The 17,651-nt window shown below is 44.0% G+C and carries 17 protein-coding genes; 16 read left to right on the top strand and 1 reads right to left on the bottom strand.

Going from position 1 to position 17,651, the window contains the following annotated elements:
• Positions 1-3 precede the first annotated feature (3 nt).
• The 14 genes from nrfC (at position 4) to AB6E30_RS05680 (ending at position 14,292) form a co-directional block, all read left to right on the top strand.
• A complete protein-coding gene (gene nrfC, locus AB6E30_RS05745) occupies positions 4-690 on the top strand; it encodes a cytochrome c nitrite reductase Fe-S protein (protein WP_017060985.1) in 687 nt (228 codons plus the stop codon).
• Between the two features lie 2 nt (positions 691-692).
• A complete protein-coding gene (gene nrfD / locus AB6E30_RS05740; RefSeq protein ID WP_372102909.1) occupies positions 693-1,667 on the top strand; it encodes a cytochrome c nitrite reductase subunit NrfD in 975 nt (324 codons plus the stop codon).
• 167 nt (positions 1,668-1,834) lie between these two features.
• The gene (locus AB6E30_RS05735) at positions 1,835-3,751 is read left to right on the top strand and encodes a heme lyase CcmF/NrfE family subunit (protein WP_017066838.1); all 1,917 of its coding nucleotides are present in this window, start codon (positions 1,835-1,837) and stop codon (positions 3,749-3,751) included.
• Positions 3,732-4,286 (top strand): DsbE family thiol:disulfide interchange protein, encoded by a 555-nt coding sequence (locus AB6E30_RS05730; protein WP_372102907.1) that lies wholly within the window; start codon positions 3,732-3,734, stop codon positions 4,284-4,286. The genes AB6E30_RS05735 and AB6E30_RS05730 overlap by 20 nt, the downstream gene beginning before the upstream one ends.
• Complete coding sequence (gene nrfF, locus AB6E30_RS05725) at positions 4,283-4,723, top strand: heme lyase NrfEFG subunit NrfF (protein ID WP_372102905.1); 441 nt, start codon at positions 4,283-4,285, stop codon at positions 4,721-4,723. The genes AB6E30_RS05730 and nrfF overlap by 4 nt, the downstream gene beginning before the upstream one ends.
• 89 nt (positions 4,724-4,812) lie before the next feature.
• Complete coding sequence (locus AB6E30_RS05720; protein WP_017063565.1) at positions 4,813-4,989, top strand: hypothetical protein; 177 nt, start codon at positions 4,813-4,815, stop codon at positions 4,987-4,989.
• A gap of 249 nt (positions 4,990-5,238) precedes the next feature.
• Positions 5,239-5,835 (top strand): GTP cyclohydrolase II, encoded by a 597-nt coding sequence (ribA, locus tag AB6E30_RS05715; protein WP_009848836.1) that lies wholly within the window; start codon positions 5,239-5,241, stop codon positions 5,833-5,835.
• Between the two features lie 176 nt (positions 5,836-6,011).
• Positions 6,012-7,271, top strand: a complete 1,260-nt coding sequence (locus AB6E30_RS05710; RefSeq protein ID WP_372102903.1) for an imelysin family protein — start codon at positions 6,012-6,014, stop codon at positions 7,269-7,271.
• Between the two features lie 111 nt (positions 7,272-7,382).
• Positions 7,383-8,771 (top strand): di-heme oxidoredictase family protein, encoded by a 1,389-nt coding sequence (locus AB6E30_RS05705; protein WP_372102901.1) that lies wholly within the window; start codon positions 7,383-7,385, stop codon positions 8,769-8,771.
• 159 nt (positions 8,772-8,930) lie between these two features.
• The gene (locus AB6E30_RS05700) at positions 8,931-9,992 is read left to right on the top strand and encodes an imelysin family protein (RefSeq protein ID WP_372102900.1); all 1,062 of its coding nucleotides are present in this window, start codon (positions 8,931-8,933) and stop codon (positions 9,990-9,992) included.
• The gene (locus AB6E30_RS05695) at positions 9,982-11,067 is read left to right on the top strand and encodes a DUF1513 domain-containing protein (RefSeq protein WP_102320486.1); all 1,086 of its coding nucleotides are present in this window, start codon (positions 9,982-9,984) and stop codon (positions 11,065-11,067) included. The genes AB6E30_RS05700 and AB6E30_RS05695 overlap by 11 nt, the downstream gene beginning before the upstream one ends.
• 80 nt (positions 11,068-11,147) lie before the next feature.
• On the top strand, positions 11,148-12,686 hold the full coding sequence (locus AB6E30_RS05690) for a murein L,D-transpeptidase (protein WP_102320487.1): 1,539 nt from the start codon (positions 11,148-11,150) through the stop codon (positions 12,684-12,686).
• A gap of 198 nt (positions 12,687-12,884) precedes the next feature.
• A complete protein-coding gene (locus tag AB6E30_RS05685; RefSeq protein ID WP_017060953.1) occupies positions 12,885-13,433 on the top strand; it encodes a YcbK family protein in 549 nt (182 codons plus the stop codon).
• Positions 13,434-13,638: 205 nt separating this feature from the next.
• On the top strand, positions 13,639-14,292 hold the full coding sequence (locus tag AB6E30_RS05680) for an MBL fold metallo-hydrolase (RefSeq protein ID WP_102393406.1): 654 nt from the start codon (positions 13,639-13,641) through the stop codon (positions 14,290-14,292).
• A gap of 111 nt (positions 14,293-14,403) precedes the next feature.
• On the opposite strand, the gene AB6E30_RS05675 is transcribed toward AB6E30_RS05680, so the two are convergent.
• Positions 14,404-15,204: a DUF2982 domain-containing protein gene (locus AB6E30_RS05675; RefSeq protein ID WP_017060955.1), complete on the bottom strand. Its 801-nt coding sequence runs from the start codon at positions 15,202-15,204 to the stop codon at positions 14,404-14,406.
• A gap of 220 nt (positions 15,205-15,424) precedes the next feature.
• On the opposite strand from AB6E30_RS05675, the gene AB6E30_RS05670 reads away from it, so the two are divergent.
• Positions 15,425-15,817 carry a hypothetical protein gene (locus AB6E30_RS05670; RefSeq protein ID WP_017060956.1) on the top strand — a complete coding sequence of 131 codons (393 nt, stop codon included), beginning with the start codon at positions 15,425-15,427 and terminating at the stop codon, positions 15,815-15,817.
• Positions 15,818-16,369: 552 nt separating this feature from the next.
• A complete protein-coding gene (locus AB6E30_RS05665) occupies positions 16,370-17,464 on the top strand; it encodes a TRAP transporter substrate-binding protein (RefSeq protein ID WP_017060957.1) in 1,095 nt (364 codons plus the stop codon).
• The last annotated feature ends 187 nt before the right edge of the window (positions 17,465-17,651 follow it).

Here is a 17,651-nt window from a genome sequence, read left to right as displayed (position 1 = left end):
TCTATGAGCTGCTCAAGAAGAAACTTTTTAGCTGGCGCGGGTGCCGTTATTTTCACAACTGGTGTTGCAGGTACTGCAGCGGTTACAAGCCGCAAAACGCTGGCTAATGTTCAGGAAGATGGCACCAAGCGTTACGGAATGGTTCATGACGAAACCGCTTGTATTGGCTGTACTGCTTGTACTGAGGCGTGTCGTGAAGTAAACAAAGTGCCTGAAGGCGTATCGCGCTTAGAAATCATAAAGAGCGAACCTCAAGGTGAATATCCAAATGTTGATTACCGTTTCACTCGTAACTCTTGTCAACATTGTGATAATGCACCTTGTGTGATGGTTTGCCCAACAGGCGCCGCCTATAAAGATGAGAAGACAGGAATTGTTGATGTACATAAAGAGAAGTGTGTCGGCTGTGGTTATTGCCTGCTAGCTTGTCCATATCAAGTGCGCTTCTTCCATCCTAAGAATAAGTCGGCCGACAAATGTAACTTCTGCCGCGATACTAATCTTGCGCAAGGTAAATTACCTGCTTGTGTTGAATCTTGCCCTACCAATGCGCTGATATTTGGCGACTTAAATGACCCTAAGAGCGAGATAAACCAGGTACTTAAATCTGAAGTGGTTTACAGAGATAAGGCTTATCTAGGTACTCAGCCAAAACTCTATAAAGTGCCACACCAAAAAGGGGAGATTTGATTATGAGTGCATGGGATACAGCGTTTCAATCAGGTACCGTGGTTTGGGACTGGATCATTGCTATCTATCTGTTTTTGGCGGGTATGTCAGCGGGTGCAGTGATGATCTCGATTTACCTTAAGAGAAAGGTGATTGAGGACGATCCAGCGAATAATGGTGTATTAAAGGCAACGGCTTTTCTAGCACCATTCGGGATCATCTCAGGTTTATTGATCTTGGTTTTCCACCTGACGAAACCACTATCATTTTGGAAGATCATGATCTTTTATAATCCGACGTCAGTGATGTCGATGGGTGTGATCTTATTCCAAGTGTATATGGTGATCCTATTTGTTTGGATCGGCATTATATTCCGAAATCAGATTGCCGTATTCTTGAGTGATCAAGCATGGTTAAAAGGGCGACTCGATTTTGTCAGTAACTGGATTGGCAAATTAGAATCTTTTGAGAATGTTTTTGAAATGTTCTTAGCTGTGCTTGCGCTATTACTTGCGGCTTACACTGGCTTCTTACTCTCTGCGCTAAATACCTTCCCAATGCTGAATAACCCAGTGTTGCCGATATTGTTCTTATTCTCGAGTTTATCCTCGGGAGCGGCGGCATGTATTTTATTTGGTGTGTTGGTCTTTAAGGAGTCTCCGCATAGTGCGAGTATTTCTTGGATCCACGGCTTCGAACGTCCTGTTGTTATGTTTGAACTGTTTGTCCTTGTTACTTTCTTCACTGGGTTGATATTTGCTGGTGGTCAAAGTGAGCAGGCAGTATGGAACGCGATTGGCGGTGGTTTCTGGGCAAGTTGGTTCTGGTATGGCGTAATTGGTGTGGGTATGGTTTTACCCTTGTTGCTTAACGCCGTGACACCAGCATCGGTTCGCCATAGTACTGTGTATATTTTCTCTGTTACTTCATTGAGTCTGATGGGCGTATTAATGCTAAGAACGTTTGTCCTTTATGCAGGACAATTAACGTTAGCTTAATTTCGCTCAAGGTTATAAGTGAGTGGATGTTGGATACTAAACATCTGCTCACTAAATTTCTTTTCGCTGAGTGGCAATAGCTAGTTGAGTTACATCAGCTAGTTGAGCAATCAATGCCAATAATGGTTTAACTTGGTTCTGCTTAGGTAGAGCCTGATTGAGGTGATATGGTCGGTTCTTTGGGGCTGTTTAGTTTAATTTTGGTCGCTGTTCTCAGCAGCATTATCGCTGTGTATTCGATGTATCAAATGCTAACTAAACAAGCACAAAATGTGGCTTTAATTCGCAGTTTCTCCCTCTCTAGCGCTTTGTTTTCCATTGGCGCTATCGTTTTACTTGGCTATGCCTTTGTAGGTGACGACTTTTCCATCCTCTATGTTGCAGAACACTCCAATACTCAATTACCCACCTTCTTCAAAATGGCCGCTGTGTGGGCTGGACATGAAGGCTCATTGCTATTTTGGGTCTTAACCATTAGCTGTTGGTCGGGTGTGATTGCCCTACAAAAGCAATATTCTTCTGAGTATCAGAGCCGCGTATTGTGGGTGATGAATGTGTTACTCGCGATATTTGCATGGTTTACCTTATTTGCTTCGAACCCATTTGAACTGAATTCGACCTTGCCACTTGAAGGGCGTGACCTTAACCCAATGCTGCAAGACGTTGGTTTGATATTCCATCCGCCTCTGTTGTATTTGGGTTATGTTGGTTTCTCTGTGGTCTTGGCATTTGCTGTGGCCGCTTTGCTGGTGGATCCGATTGAGTTCGATTGGGTCGCTCATTGTCGCAGTTGTTGTTTGGTCGCTTGGATCTTTTTAACCGCAGGGATCATTCTTGGTTCTTGGTGGGCATACTACGAGTTAGGGTGGGGTGGTTGGTGGTTCTGGGACCCGGTAGAAAATGCCAGCCTATTACCTTGGCTAACATCAACCGCTCTATTGCACAGTTTGGGTGTTGCTAAAGGCAAGCAACAGTTGCTGAAGTGGTCACTTAGCCTTGCTTTCATTACGTTTTGTTTAAGTATCCTCGGTACTTTTATTGTTCGATCTGGCGTCCTCACTTCCGTTCATGCTTTTGCTGTTGACCCAACCAAAGGTATCGCGCTGTTGCTGATACTGGTTTTGGTGTTAGTGAGTTCGTTTTCTCTTCTTATTGTTCGTGGTGAATCTTTCGAGTCGAATCCAATCACTAGCTTTGCGAGTAAAAGTTTTTTGAGTTTAGTGGCGGTACTTATATTTGTACTGGGTACGGCGGTGGTGGTGTTTGGTACCTTCTACCCAATGGTTTTTGAATTACTTGGCCTTGGAAATATCTCTGTGGGCGCACCTTACTTTAATCTTCTTATTGCGCCATTGGCTCTGCTTGCGATGGGAGTGATAGGGTTAGCGCCATTGCTGAGTATTAAGCCTCAAGCGTCGAAAGGTGTGATTGGAATTATTGCCTTATTGTCTCTCTGTCTTGGCTTTGTAACTTATGTTTTGCAAGTTGAAGCGATCCAAGTGATGGTGCTAATGACATGGTCACTTGCGTTTTGGGTAGCCCTGACTCATGTTTACGGCTTAGCGGTAACGCGCAACTCTAAGTTTCAACGCAAAGTATGGGTGATGACGTTGGCGCATGTGGGTGTCGCAGTATTAGCGATAGGTGCCGCGATGAACAGTTACCATTCATTTGAGCGAAGTTACAAATTGAGCCCAGGTGAAGAGGTTGAGTTTATGGGCTGGACGCTCTCTCATCGTGATACCGAGCTCTATGTCGCCTCCAACTTTACTGCAGAAAAAGCGATACTCGAATTAGATGCTAGCGAGCAAAGCTTTTCCATCGCGCCAGAAAGAAGACACTACCAAGTTCGTGTTATGAACATGAGTGAGCCTGCAATGAAGTGGTTCTGGCATGGCGATGTTTATATCACCATGGGCGAGAAAGTCGATTCCACCGCTTACGCATTTCGTGTTCAGTATAAGGCGTATGCGCGCTGGATCTGGTTTGGTGGGCTGTTCTCCATTATCGGCGCTTTGCTCTCATTGACTCATCGTAAAAAGAAAACCGTTAAGGCGTCACAGTATGCATACCAGCGTTCGTAACAAGCTAATTACTCTAATTGCCTTAGCATTGATTGTGGTGCTGGGATTTGTCTTTGCGCTTGATAATAAGCAGCAATCGACCATGGTGTCTGAACAACAAAGGGCATTTCCAGAATTTACATCGAGTGCGTTAGTGAATAGTGAAGGCGTCAGTGGTCAGCAGAAAGTTACGCTTACTGATGTCACGCAGGACCCTTATCAACTGGTTAATGTATGGGCATCTTGGTGCGGGATATGTAAAACCGAACATTCATTTTTGCTTCAACTTCACGATAAAGGCATTCCCATCGTTGGGCTCAATTATCGAGATAACTCTGGGGCTGCGATTAACGTGTTATCGAACGATGGCAACCCGTACTTAACCGTGATCAGTGACCCTCAAGGCAAGTTAGCGTTAGAGTTGGGCGTAATCGGCACACCTGAAACGTATTTGGTTGATGCCAATGGCCAGATCATTAAAAAGCTATTGGGCGTGATTAATGAAATGGTATGGAAAGATGAGCTTGCGATGTATTTTGATGGTGTGAATGGATGATGAAGTCTCTAATACAAACCTTGTTTATGCTGTCAGCTCTTTTAGTGATTAGCCTTTCAACCATGGCTGAAGATCTGTTTACTGCCAGTAATACAGAGACGAGTATTCAAGTTGAACTGTTTGAGTTTGAAAACCCAGAACAACAGCAACGTGCTATTAGCTTGGCGAAAACGTTACGCTGCCCACAATGTCAAAACCAAAATCTGATTGAATCCAACTCACCAATAGCAAAAGACTTACGCCTTGTTGTGTTCAATATGGTGAAAGCAGGGAAGAGTAATAATGAGATTACTCGATATATGACGGAAAGATTTGGTGAATTTGTACTTTATAAGCCGGCGATGAAGGTTTCAAATCTATTACTTTGGTTGCTACCGAGCCTATTATTTCTCTTATTTATATATTTATCAGTAAAAAGTATTAGGAAGAGCTCATAAAAATTGTGTATTACTGTTTACCAATTGACCTGTATTTTGTAACATTGACCGATTATAAAGGCTAAGCACTGCTATATAAGGATGTATCTGTGGATAACGTAATCTCAAATTTAAAGAAAGAGTTCCATACTCATGTCCGATCTGATAAATGGGCAGAAAAATACAGTGCAAAGTCGAGCATTTCTACGCTTACTCAAGAAGAGTTAACCGAATTAGAGAACGCTTGGGTTCAGCTTGTCATCTGGAAGCAAACTCAAGTAAGTTGATCGTTCTGTAAAAAATCGTAGTCTTAGCCGCAACTGATTAATTTATAACCCCATGTTGGTCATCCCAATGTGGGGTTTTTTCTTATGTGAAAAATAATTGTTATATTATAACAATTTGTACGAGGTCGACCTTGAAAAAAATTGTTAACAGCCTCATAGTGTCTATCATTAGATAGTTAGCTACAAAATATTGCCTAGACATATAATGTAGTGTTGTTAAATACATCGAATTTTCAAGTGAGTATAGCTATGGCGGAAGTGCGTGCCAGAATAGATTTCAAAGTAGGGGTAACAAGCAGTATAGATGCTGAACTTCTGTCTTTTCATGGATTGAAAACAGATAAAGAGCATGTTGCTGTGATATTTAAATCAGCAGACAAGACACAAGACATACCTCTTGTTCGTATGCACTCTGAGTGCCTGACTGGTGATGTTTTCCATTCTTCTCGCTGTGACTGTGGCGAGCAGTTAGACGAAACCATTAGAATTATGGGTGAGACGGGTGGGGTGATCCTTTATCTTCGCCAAGAAGGTCGTGGTATTGGCTTGTACAACAAAATCGATGCGTACCGTCTGCAAAGCGAAGGCATGAACACCTATGAAGCCAACAACCACCTAGGTTTTGGCGATGACCTACGCGATTTTACTGAAGCTGCTGAAATGCTACGCGCCTTAGGTACTACAAAAATCCGCTTAGTCACCAACAACCCTAAGAAGATCAATGAGCTAAAATCTTTTGGTATTGAGATTGAAGAAGTGGTGAATACCTCTGCTCATATCAAATCGGGTAATGAAAGCTACCTGAAGGCAAAAGTCTCACACGGTAAGCATAATCTGGATATCTGATTAGCCTCTTTGTTACGCTTAACATAAAAATGTTTAAAGACCTCACATATGTGAGGTTTTTTTGTATTTATCTTGCAATAAAATTGTAAGTTTGTATTATTCCAATCCGTAGTGTAAATGATAATGGTTTGCACTATTACTACGAATAATAATTTAAAGCTCAACAAGGATGCTTCATGACCATTAAATCTTTAGTGACAAAAGCCGTAACTTCGTCACTCATTTTTGCCTCTGCTTCTTCTTTCGCAGCAGTAACTCAAGATCAAGTTGTAGAACATTACGCAGATATTGCGCATGCAGTGTTTGCAGATTCAGTAATTACAGCAAAAGCGTTGAACTCTTCTATTGATACCTTCTTAGCTTCTCCTTCTGCTGGCAACTTCGAACAAGTAAAACAAGCTTGGCTTGAGTCTCGCGTACCTTACCAACAGTCAGAAGTATTCCGCTTTGGTAACGTTGTTGTTGACGATTGGGAAGGCCAATTGAACGCATGGCCACTTGATGAAGGCCTAATCGATTACGTTTCGACTGATTACCAATATGAGCTTGGTAACGAAGGCGCTAGCGCAAACATCGTTGCTAATAAAACTTTCCAAATTGGTCAGACAACGGTAGACGCAACCAACATTACTCCAGAACTAATTGCAGATCTCAACGAGATCGGTGGCTCTGAAGCAAACGTAGCGTCTGGCTACCACGCGATTGAATTCCTACTTTGGGGCCAAGATTTAAACGGTACAAACAGCGGTGCAGGTGAGCGTGCTTACACTGATTTCGTTGTTGGCGCTGAGTGTACTAACGGCAACTGTGACCGTCGTGGCGCATACCTAAAAGCATCTGCTGAGCTACTTATCCAAGACCTAGAATGGATGGAAAAGCAGTGGGCTGAAGGCGAGAAAGGCAACTACCGTCAAGAACTGCTTTCTGAATCTAGCGAAAACGGCCTACGTAAAATGTTATTCGGCATGGGTTCACTGTCTCTAGGTGAGCTAGCGGGTGAGCGTATGAAGGTTGCACTAGAAGCAAACTCTACTGAAGACGAGCACGATTGTTTCTCTGATAACACGCACAACTCTCACTACTACAACGAGCAAGGCATCTACAACGTTTACACGGGTCTATACAAGCGTGAAGACGGTACTCTGCTTTCCGGCCCAAGCCTGTTCGACCTAGTAGAGCAAAAAGATGAGCAAGCTGCGAAAGAGATTCAAAAGCAGTTTGACCTAGCACGTGCACAAGTAGGCGAATTAGTAACGTCTGCAGAGAAAAACAACCAGCACTTCGATCAGCTAATCGCTGCTGACAACGCTGCGGGTAATGCACTAGTAAACAAAACAATTGTTGCGCTAGTGTCTCAAACAGCGGCTATTGAGCGTGCTGCGGGTGTGATTGGCATTGATAGCCTAAACCCAGACACAGCGGATCACGAGTTCTAAGAACCCGAGCCGACACAAATGTAAGGGCTCTGATTGAGCCCTTAATTGTTTGATCCTCAAGAAAGCCACACCCACATAAAAACTAAAATCAAAAACACAGCAAGGCAATGTATGAAGTCGTATCTCTCAGCCTCACTATTAACCGCACTGTTTTTCGTATCTCCATTACACGCTCATGAAACCTACTCTGGCGGCAAAACGACCGTGAAGAAAGAAGGAGCGAACGCTTTTTCTCTTCCCGCAGCCAATCTACCAATGAGTAAGCGCTTGGATTTCAGCGTAGGTAATAGCTTCTTTAGAAACCCTTGGGTTCCTGCACCGTCATCAACCGATGCTCGTGATGGGTTAGGACCACTATTTAATACTAACGGCTGTCAAAACTGCCACATCAAAGATGGTCGTGGTCACGCGCCAGAAGAAGGAGATGAGAACGCAGTATCCATGTTGGTTCGTTTAAGCATTCCGGCTGAAACGCCTGAGCAGCGACAAGCCTTCATTCGAGATGGTGGAATTCCAGAGCCGACGTACGGCGGTCAGCTACAAGATTTTGCGCTTCAAGGTGTAAAACCAGAGGGCAAAGTGAACATTAGCTACACGGATGTTCCTGTTGAATTCAAAGACGGCACCGTCGTTACTCTGCGTAAACCCACTTTAAATATTACTGAACTTGCTTTCGGCGAGATGCATCCTAAGACCGAGTTTTCAGCTCGAGTGGCGCCGCCAATGATTGGTCTTGGTTTGCTTGAAAGTATCCCACAAGAAACGATTCTTGGATTTGCAGAGCAGCAATTGGCAGACAAACAGGGCGTGTCGGGTAAAGCCAACTATGTTCTTGATGTTCAAACCAATGAAATGGCGCTAGGTCGTTTCGGTTGGAAAGCCGGGCAGCCAAACTTAATGCAGCAAAACGCGGCGGCATTTAACGGTGACTTAGGCCTGACAAGCAGCTTATTTCCGAATGAAAACTGCACATCAGCGCAATCAACCTGTGATGATTTTCCAAATGGTGGCGAGCCAGAAGTCAGTGACAATATCTTAGATTTTGTTGAGTTCTATTCGCAGCATCTCGCAGTACCTATTCGTCGTAATGTCGATAGCCCAGCTGTCGTACAAGGTAAAAAGCTATTTAAAGACGCTGGTTGTCAAAGTTGTCACCAAGCTGAATTCCGCACGGCTGAGCGTGAAGGCTTGCCTGCATTGTCTAATCAGTTAATTAGCCCATATACCGACATGTTGCTACACGACATGGGTGAAGGTTTAGCAGATCACCGTCCTGAGTATCTTGCGAATGGCCAAGAATGGCGTACAACACCTTTATGGGGATTAGGCTATACCAAAGAAGTGAATGGTCACACCTTCTTACTTCATGACGGTCGCGCAAGAAACGTTATGGAAGCGGTACTTTGGCATGGTGGTGAAGCAGAAATGGCAAAACAAAAAGTATTAGCTTTGAGTAGCAGTGAACGCGAAGCACTACTAGCGTTTTTGGACTCATTATAGGCTGTCTTGAATTCAGTTAAGCCAACGGCTTAGTTACTTAAGAAAACCGCTAACAAAAGACTGACTACCGCTGAACTTGTAGGGATACGAGGCCAGCGGTCGTTTCATATTTATTGAACTCATATAATTAAAAGAAAAACTAGGAAGTAAGGTAACAGCATGGCACATAAATTTTTGTTAATGCCCTTGTCGGTATTAATCATGGCAGGCTGCCAGTCATCGGGTGAGCAAACGGCTTCATCTGAGGTTAACGGTGTCTCTTATCAAGCAGACACGACTGCTCATATCAGCCGTAGCGTGTATCAACAAGAGTTTGATTCAGCCGTGCTATTCGCTAAGCAAGCCGGTGAGCTGGAAGTCTTGATGCAGGGTTACTGTGAAACCAACAATATTGAGCTGGATGCGTTGGAAAATCAGTGGCAGCTCACCATGAACAGCTGGATGGCACTACAAGGCCAAGAAAGAGGCCCAACAGCAGCGCTTGAAGAGAGCTGGAATGTTCAATTCTGGCCAGACAAAAAGAACACGACGGGTCTTAAGATGCGTCAGCTAACTCAGCAGAACAAAGCTTGGACTCAAGACGAAATCGCGCAGCAGAGTGTGACCGTTCAAGGGCTAGGTGCGTTGGAATGGTCGCTTTATGACGAGCAATCGCCACTGCTTCAAGATAAAGCGCTAGGTTGCCAATCATCACAAGCGATTACTGAAAACTTAGCGATTAAGTCATCTTCGATTGCACAGGCATGGCAGGTTAACCCTTGGTTAGCGCTAGACGAGACTCGTTGGGAGTCTGAATACATCGCTTTATTGACCAACCAACTTGATTACAGCATGAAAAAGCTGAGTCGCCCGATGGCGAAAATTGGTCATCCGCGTCCTTACTTCTCAGAATCATGGCGTGCACAAACCTCGATGACTCAACTAAAAGCCAATGTAGCAGCACTTCAGAATTTGTACCTTGCCGGTGGCAATGGCCTAGACGGCTTGTTGAGAGAGAAGGGCTTAAACGACCTAGCTGATCGCGTTGCTGACCAGTTCACATTGACGCTAGATACTTGGCCTACAGACTCAAGCTTGTTTGAGTTATTGCAGAGCAAAGAGGGCTACCGTGAGGTGCTGACTCAATACAACAAACTAGAACGTTTGAAGTACCTGATTCATGAAGAAGTGGCGATAGAGCTTGGCGTGGTAATAGGATTTAATGCTACCGATGGTGACTGATACTACACGAAGAACCTTACTGAAAGCAGCACTTGGGTGTGCTGCTGTGCCTGTGCTGCCGTTCGGATGTGCTAGCCGTTCAGGTGAAAGCGCATCGAATAAACCTCAGTTGATTGGTTGTGCGCTTAATGGTCGAGGCCAGTATTCCGCGGTTGTGGCTGATGAGTATGGCATGCCACTGAGCCAGCTACCTATCCCTGAGCGTGGCCATGGCGTCGCAATCTGCCCAACCTCATCACATGCGGTGGTTTTTGCCCGTCGTCCTGGTGACTATTTTATGGTGTTTGACTATAAAAACGGTCAGCAGATCAAAATGGTGGTGAAAGGTAACAACCGCCACTTCTATGGTCATGGCGTTTACTCATTAGACGGCACACTATTGTATGCCACTGAAGGGAAAACCGACACCAGTCAAGGCGTGATTGGCGTTTACGATGTCGCGCAAGGCTATCGTAAGGTCGAAGAGTTCACTGGTTTCGGTATCGGCCCACATGAAGTGATCATCATGCCGGATGGTAATCTCGCGATCGGCGTTGGTGGCGTTCATACTGATGGTAGAACACCGAAAAACCTCGATTCGATGCTGCCGAGCTTGAGTTATGTTTCTCCTGAAGGTGTGTTACTTGATCAGGTTGAATTGTTGGATAAGAAGCTGAGCATTCGACATTTAGCCCATGATGGTGCTGAAACGGTACTTTGTGGCCAGCAATATCGTGGTGAACCAGATGAGTATCCTTCGCTATTGGCGATGCATACTAAAGGCGGCCAGTTTGAATCACTGAACGCAGAGCCTGAGCAATGGGCAAGGTTCAATCACTATATCGCCAGTATTGCGGCGTCAGACGATTGGATTATTGCGACTTCGCCAAGAGGCAACTGCTACGGTATTTGGTCTAAAGAAACCAAAGAATTAGTAGAACTGTCTGCATTATCTGACGCTTCTGGCGCTGTGCTGCTTGATGGTGAGTTTCGATTAAGCTCTGGGGCGGGAAGTGTGGTAAGCCAGAGCAAGCCTTATGAGAAATCAACTCAACAATCATCGGTCCAGTGGGATAACCATTGGAGTTCAATCTGATTTATAAAGCCTCTTAAAAATAACATGCTTACTCCGATTTCTTTGCCATACTTATGAGATGGTTGGTGATGGAGTTAAGCATGTTCGCAAAATACTTCTGTGGATTATTAGTTCTAGTTTCTGTGCACGCATGGAGCTATACGAGTTCTGACGAGAGCCGATTTATTCCGGCTGATTCGGAGCTCTCTTTTATGCTGATTTATCCAGAGCTTACCCAGAGTATTTATCAAGACTCGTCTCTGCCTATTCTTTGGGATTCACCTGAACTTGTTAAGGCGTTTGAATTTCAATTGTCGCTTCTCGAACAAGCTCAAATGGCACCACTCTTCGATCGACAACTCAAGCAAATTCGTCACTATCAATCCCATGCTCAATGGCAAGAGTTGGACATATTACTCACCGATACTTTTATCTACTACCTGAGCTACGTTGAAAATGCGCAGCTTGCCGGTAAAGATTGGTACTTCTCGGGCAAGTTGCATTCCAAATTACCTGCGCCTTCTCCGCATATTCTGATGAGCTTAAAAAGCAGCGTTGCCAATGATTACTTATTGGAGATGGTGTTGTCTTACGCGCCGCCTGTTGGGGATTTTGACCAATTCAAAGCAACCTATTCGGTGTTAGAAACCGCCTCTGAACTCAATATTGAACGATATAGACAGAAAGGTTTGAAGCGCTTGGGTGACGAGCTTTCAGACAAGACGGTTCTTGTTGAGCGCATTGCTTTGGTTGGTGTTGATACCTCGATGATCGCGGTCGATTTTCCCAAGTTCGATCGAGATCTGCAAAAGGCGATTAAATCTTTCCAACGCATGCACGGTCTTACGGATGATGGGATCATCGGGCCAGACACGATCAAATGGATCAATATGGGCTTTGATGATCGACTTACTTCCCTAGCATTGAACGCCGAGCGTGCCCGCTTATGGCCAAGAAATAGAGACTCACTGATTGTGGTGAATGTACCTAGTTTTGATATGAAGTATTGGGAAGATGGGGAAGAGGTTTTTGAATCTAAAGTTGTGGTTGGGAGAAAATCGAGAAAAACACCACTCTTAGAGATAAAGCTTGATTCGGTTATCTTAAATCCGACTTGGAACGTGCCATGGAAAATCATGGTTAAAGATATCTTGCCTAAAGTAAAAGCCGACGAGAGTTATCTTGAAACACACAATTTTCAAGTGATCGATGGTTGGCGTTCGATGGAAACTGTCGATACTACCGAGATAGATTGGCAAACGATTAACTTTAACTCTTTTCCTTATCGAATGCGCCAGCAAGCAGGCTCTAGTAACGCATTGGGTTTGTATAAGTTCAATACGCCCAACAAGCGAGCCATCTATCTCCATGACACCCCAAGTAAAAGCTTGTTTAACGATGACTTCCGCGCCTATAGCTCTGGTTGTATTCGTGTTGAGCATGCCGAGGAACTCGCGGAGTTGTTATTTGCGACTAAGGTAAAGAAAGTGCCGAATCAGGATGATGAACTTGCGCCCAATACTAAGGTTCGTCTCAAGAAGCGAATTCCAGTGCATATCATTTATCAAACCGTGTTGTTTGAAGAAGGAGGCATACAATACCGCGGTGATATCTACCAATATGATAAAGAGGGCGGTTGATTGAAATATGGTCAAGAAAGGTGATCTTGACTGAAAAATGACAACCAAGCTTCTATTGATAAAATTATAATGAGTATCAATAACTAACCGTGCAAAGGTTACAAATACTAACGTTTTGCACGGTTTTTGTACGTTGACGCAGCAAATTCCATTATGTATCGTGCATTTTTCGTTCGATCTAATTGGTTTTTTTGCTGTATGTCTCAAAGTTTATTTTCACGCCGTCAGTTTCTGACTTACGCTGGTGGTACTGCTGTAGTCGCCTCTCTTACTCCTTCTATCGCTTTCGCTTCATACCCGGATCAACCAAGAACGATTAGCATGAACAATCTTCACACTGGTGAACGATTAGAGACTTGTTATTTCGATGGCACTAACTATGTTGGTGACGAGATGGCACGCCTTAGCAAACTGTGCCGTGACTTCCGCCGCAATGAGATTCATCCAATGGATAAGAACCTGTTTGATCAGATCACTCAGATTCAAAATGTACTGGGTATTCAAAAAGAAGTTCAAATCATCTCTGGCTACCGCTCTCCAGCAACCAACGAAGCGTTGCGCTCTAAGTCGAGTGGTGTCGCTAAAAAGAGCTATCACATGCTTGGTAAAGCGATCGATTTTCGTATCGATGGTGTTGATTTAAAGGAACTGAGAGACGTAGCTAAAAGTCTGCAAGCAGGTGGTGTTGGTTATTACGCTCGTAGTAACTTCATCCACATTGATACTGGTCCAGTTCGCAGCTGGTAGAGCTAAGCTGAGTTATTGAGTGATACGGTAGGCACTTGTCAAAGTAGACATCCAATGTCATAGTTTGCCCAAATTTCAGTTTGTTCTAATAATTCGGTTTATTGCTGCTCAGTTTGTTGCTGTTTAGTTTGTTATTGTTGGGTTTGTTGCCAATAACATAGCGATATTCGAGTTGCTCACCAGATTCGCTCTTTAAGGTTTGTATATGTCTCTTAAGTATCAAGTTGTACCTGTTACCTCTTTTTCTCAGAACTGCTCGATTGTGTGGTGTGATGAAACCATGGAAGGCATCGTTGTCGATCCGGGCGGTGATGTTCAACAACTCGCGGCTATCATTGAAGAACTCGGTGTTAAGGTTGTGAACTTGGTACTGACGCACGGTCACTTAGATCATGTTGGCGGTACGGTACCACTTGCTGAGATCTTGAAGGTTGAAATTGTGGGCCCGCATAAGGCAGACAACTTCTGGCTACAAGGTCTAGAGAATCAAAGTCAGATGTTTGGTTTCCCACTGTGTAAAGCTTTTGAACCAAACACTTGGTTAGATGAGGGCGACAAAGTCACTTTTGGTAATCAAGTGATTGATGTGATTCACACGCCGGGCCACACGCCAGGTCACGTTGTACTGTTCAGTGAGCAAGCTCGTTTAGCGTTTGTGGGTGATGTGTTGTTTAACGGCGCAATTGGCCGTACTGACTTCCCACAAGGTGACTTCAATACGCTTATCGCTTCAATCAAGACTAAGCTTTGGCCACTAGGCAGTGACGTAACATTCGTTCCGGGCCATGGTCCTGAATCGACATTCGGTCGCGAGCGTGCATCAAACCCGTTCGTCGCAGATGAAATGCCTCTGTACTAATTAAATCTTTGATTTTCCAACCGATTATTTGTGTCGATTGATTGAAAATGAAGCTTAGCTTTTGTCCTGAAAGCTAAGCTTTTTTATTGTGTGTGAACTTACTGGTAAACCTTAATCAGAAAGACGTTCAGCGGCAGCCAAGTAGCGTCGAGCCAGCCCAACAAACTCTTCTCCACTCATATTCAAATCATGGGTTGATATGAAAATGTCATAACCGTGGAAGCCCCTTTGATATTTCATTCTGTTGGCAAGCATCGCCTGCAATCCAGAATAGTTTTTAATCACCGCGTTTGGACTGTTTGTCTCATTCGGTGAATCAAGGTTGTCCTGTGATTGGTTATCGTTGAAATTTACGTTGTCGGTATTCTGCGACTCTTTGTATTGGCTTAGTTCGACACAGCCACTTTCAGTACAACGCGCATGGTAATGCGATGAGTCGAGAACCATATCCTCAAAGTTGGACTCTTTGCCTGCTTGTTTGGCTCCTAAGTACAAAAGTGCTCGTTGGCTGAGCAATAATTCACAAGTTATTTTAGGGCAAATCGAATCGAGGTAGGGCGAGTAATCTTTTACTTTAATTCCGACCCAGGGCAGAGGTTGATGCCAACCATCTTGTTCATAAGTGCAAAGACCAATTTTTTGGATGTTACTCCATTTTAAAACCCAACCCCCTTTGTAAAAGTGCTGCTGAAAATGAGTCGGGGTAAGTGTGAACATCACTCGGCTGCGCAGCATCAAATAGTAGCCAGTTCCCAGAAGCGCAATACTGCAAAAAGCACCCACGATCAGTAACTTTGGATTGTCACTGTAGAGCGAAACGATCAAGCAAATGAAGCCTAAAATAATGGCGAGGATACGGTACGAGCGAGTGAATGAAGGCAAAGAGAAATTACTAAGGTGACGAGTGTCCATAGGTAACACCAAGTTTTCATATTTTTGTCTGGATGGATAACCAGTGTATATGACCCTGAATTGATAAGTCGATGTTTAAATAATAGACGCTAGTAGACAATATCGGTATTTTTCGTCGACTTTCGACGCTTCACTCTACAAATAGCTCCTGTTTTTTGGTATAAATCGCGCTTCAAATTTTCACCACTGCGAAAAGAGCAGTGAACTGGAGAAATATTCAATGAGACTTGCTCATAAGCGTAAGGTGCAGGCTAAACTGCAGAAACGCACTAAAGCGGCTGTAGTTAAAGCAGTGGCAACGCCGAAAAAAGCGAAGCCTGTCGCAGAGAAAGTTGTAGCAGAAAAAACTGTAGCAGCAAAACCAGCGGTAGAGAAAGCAGTAGCAGCAACTAAAGAAGTTGCAGTAGCACTGACTCCTAAGCAACAACAAGTTCTAGACATCGTTGTTAGCAATGCTGAAGGCATTAACCCTAAAGGTATCGGCCTAGAAGCTGGTCAAGAAGACGCGAAAGCAGCTTCATGGGCAACAGGCGCATTGAAAAAACTTCTTGAAGAAAACCTAGTAGCGAAAGAGCAGCTAGCAGGTAACAAGGTTATCTACAAAGCTATCTAATCCTGTGGATTACATTCGCTTCGTTAAGTTTTTAAGCCTCGATTTTCGAGGCTTTTTTGTATCTGGCACATTATGCCAAGTCCGAGCCCAAATCCAAGCCTAAACCTAGGCTCTATAATCTCAATTCCAATTCGATATACGGCTTAACTGATTAGTGTTGTCTCGTGTCAGAGCTTCGAATCAGCAAGCACTAAATTAGGGCGTTAGCTAGGTAGATCAAGAGAGCAAAGCCTTGATTTTTTTCCCTAAAATACAGCAATGAATAGAGCTTCATCACGAAATGGCAATCAATTGTTAAGAGTATTTAATTATTAATACTTAGGTATTTATCAATACGCATTGCCTTGGTGAATATCCAAACTCCTTTGAAATCGACACTATTCAATCATCTCCTACGTAGTTCTACTTAATCCTTTGGTCTAATACGTAACTTTGTTAACGCCATGCGTGCGTGCTCTCCCTGATATCTTGTTGCCTCATCACGGTGCACTCTTATGTTGAATCATAAAAAATGCTCATAGAAAGAGTGTTAACCCAACAAAGGACGTGAACATGAGTCTAATTTCTAACTCCCTCACACGAGTTTTTAAAAACGTTGCAGTAACTGCTGCGGCTTGTTTAGCTTTGGTCGCTACTGGTGCTACAGCCGCTGATAAGGTTTACCGTTTAAAACTTGCGGAAACTTGGGGACCAAACTTCCCAGTTTTCGGTGATGCAACCAAAAACATGGCGGCGATGGCTGAGAAGATGTCGAATGGTCGACTGCAAATCAGAATCGATTCAGCAAACAAACACAAAGCACCTCTTGGCGTTTTTGACATGGTTAAGTCTGGTCAATACGACATGGGTCACTCAGGCTCTTACTACTGGAAAGGTAAAGTTCCAAACACTCTTTACTTCACTTCTATGCCTTTCGGTATGACGCCAGCAGAACAATACGCGTGGTTCTATCACGGTGGTGGTATGGAGTTAATGGAGCAGGTTTACTCTCCACATAACTTGATGTCTTTCCCTGGTGGTAACACGGATATCCAGATGGGGGGTTGGTTTCAAAAAGAGATCAACAGCGTTGAAGATCTACAAGGTCTGAAAATGCGAATCCCGGGCTTTGCAGGCGAGATTCTTGCTGAGCTAGGTGCTAAACCGACGAACATTGCCCCAGGTGAACTTTACACGTCTCTAGAGCGTCGCACGATTGATGCACTAGAGTGGGTAGGTCCATCGCTGGATTTACGAATGGGCTTCCACAAAATCGCGCCTTACTACTACACAGGTTGGCACGAGCCGGGTTCAGAGCTTCAATTCCTAGTGAACAAGCGTACATGGAACAAGCTGCCTGAAGACCTACAAGAAATCTTACGTGTTGCAATGCGTACTGCGGCTTACGACATGTACACACAAGCAACGCACGAAAGTGGTAAGAACTGGGTTTCAATGAAGACAGAATACCCAGATGTACAAGTGAAAGATTTCCCACCAGAGGTTATGTCTGCTCTGAAAGAAGCGAACGATCGCCTACTGGCTGCACATGCTGAGAAAGATGAGCTAGCAAAAGAGATTCAAGCTTCACAAGCAAGCTACCTAGAGCAAGTACGTTCATGGACGGATATTTCACATAGAGCTTATCTAAATAGCCAAGCGAAATAATCGACAGTTGTTGAACTGAATCTAAATGAACCCGAAGCTTTTCTTATTGAGTATTTAAGAGTGAATAAGCCGAGGGTTCATTTAAAACATAATAACTAAGCAGGATAAATCCTGTATTACGCTCAAGAACCTTTTCTACGTCCTACAGCTCGTTACCTCAGCTGCGCGATGTCTTTTCAAATTCCAT

This window comes from Vibrio sp. 10N.247.311.12, assembly GCF_041467515.1.
In the GTDB taxonomy this organism is placed as follows: domain Bacteria; phylum Pseudomonadota; class Gammaproteobacteria; order Enterobacterales; family Vibrionaceae; genus Vibrio; species Vibrio crassostreae_C.
This window is presented reverse-complemented; position numbering and strand designations above follow the sequence as displayed.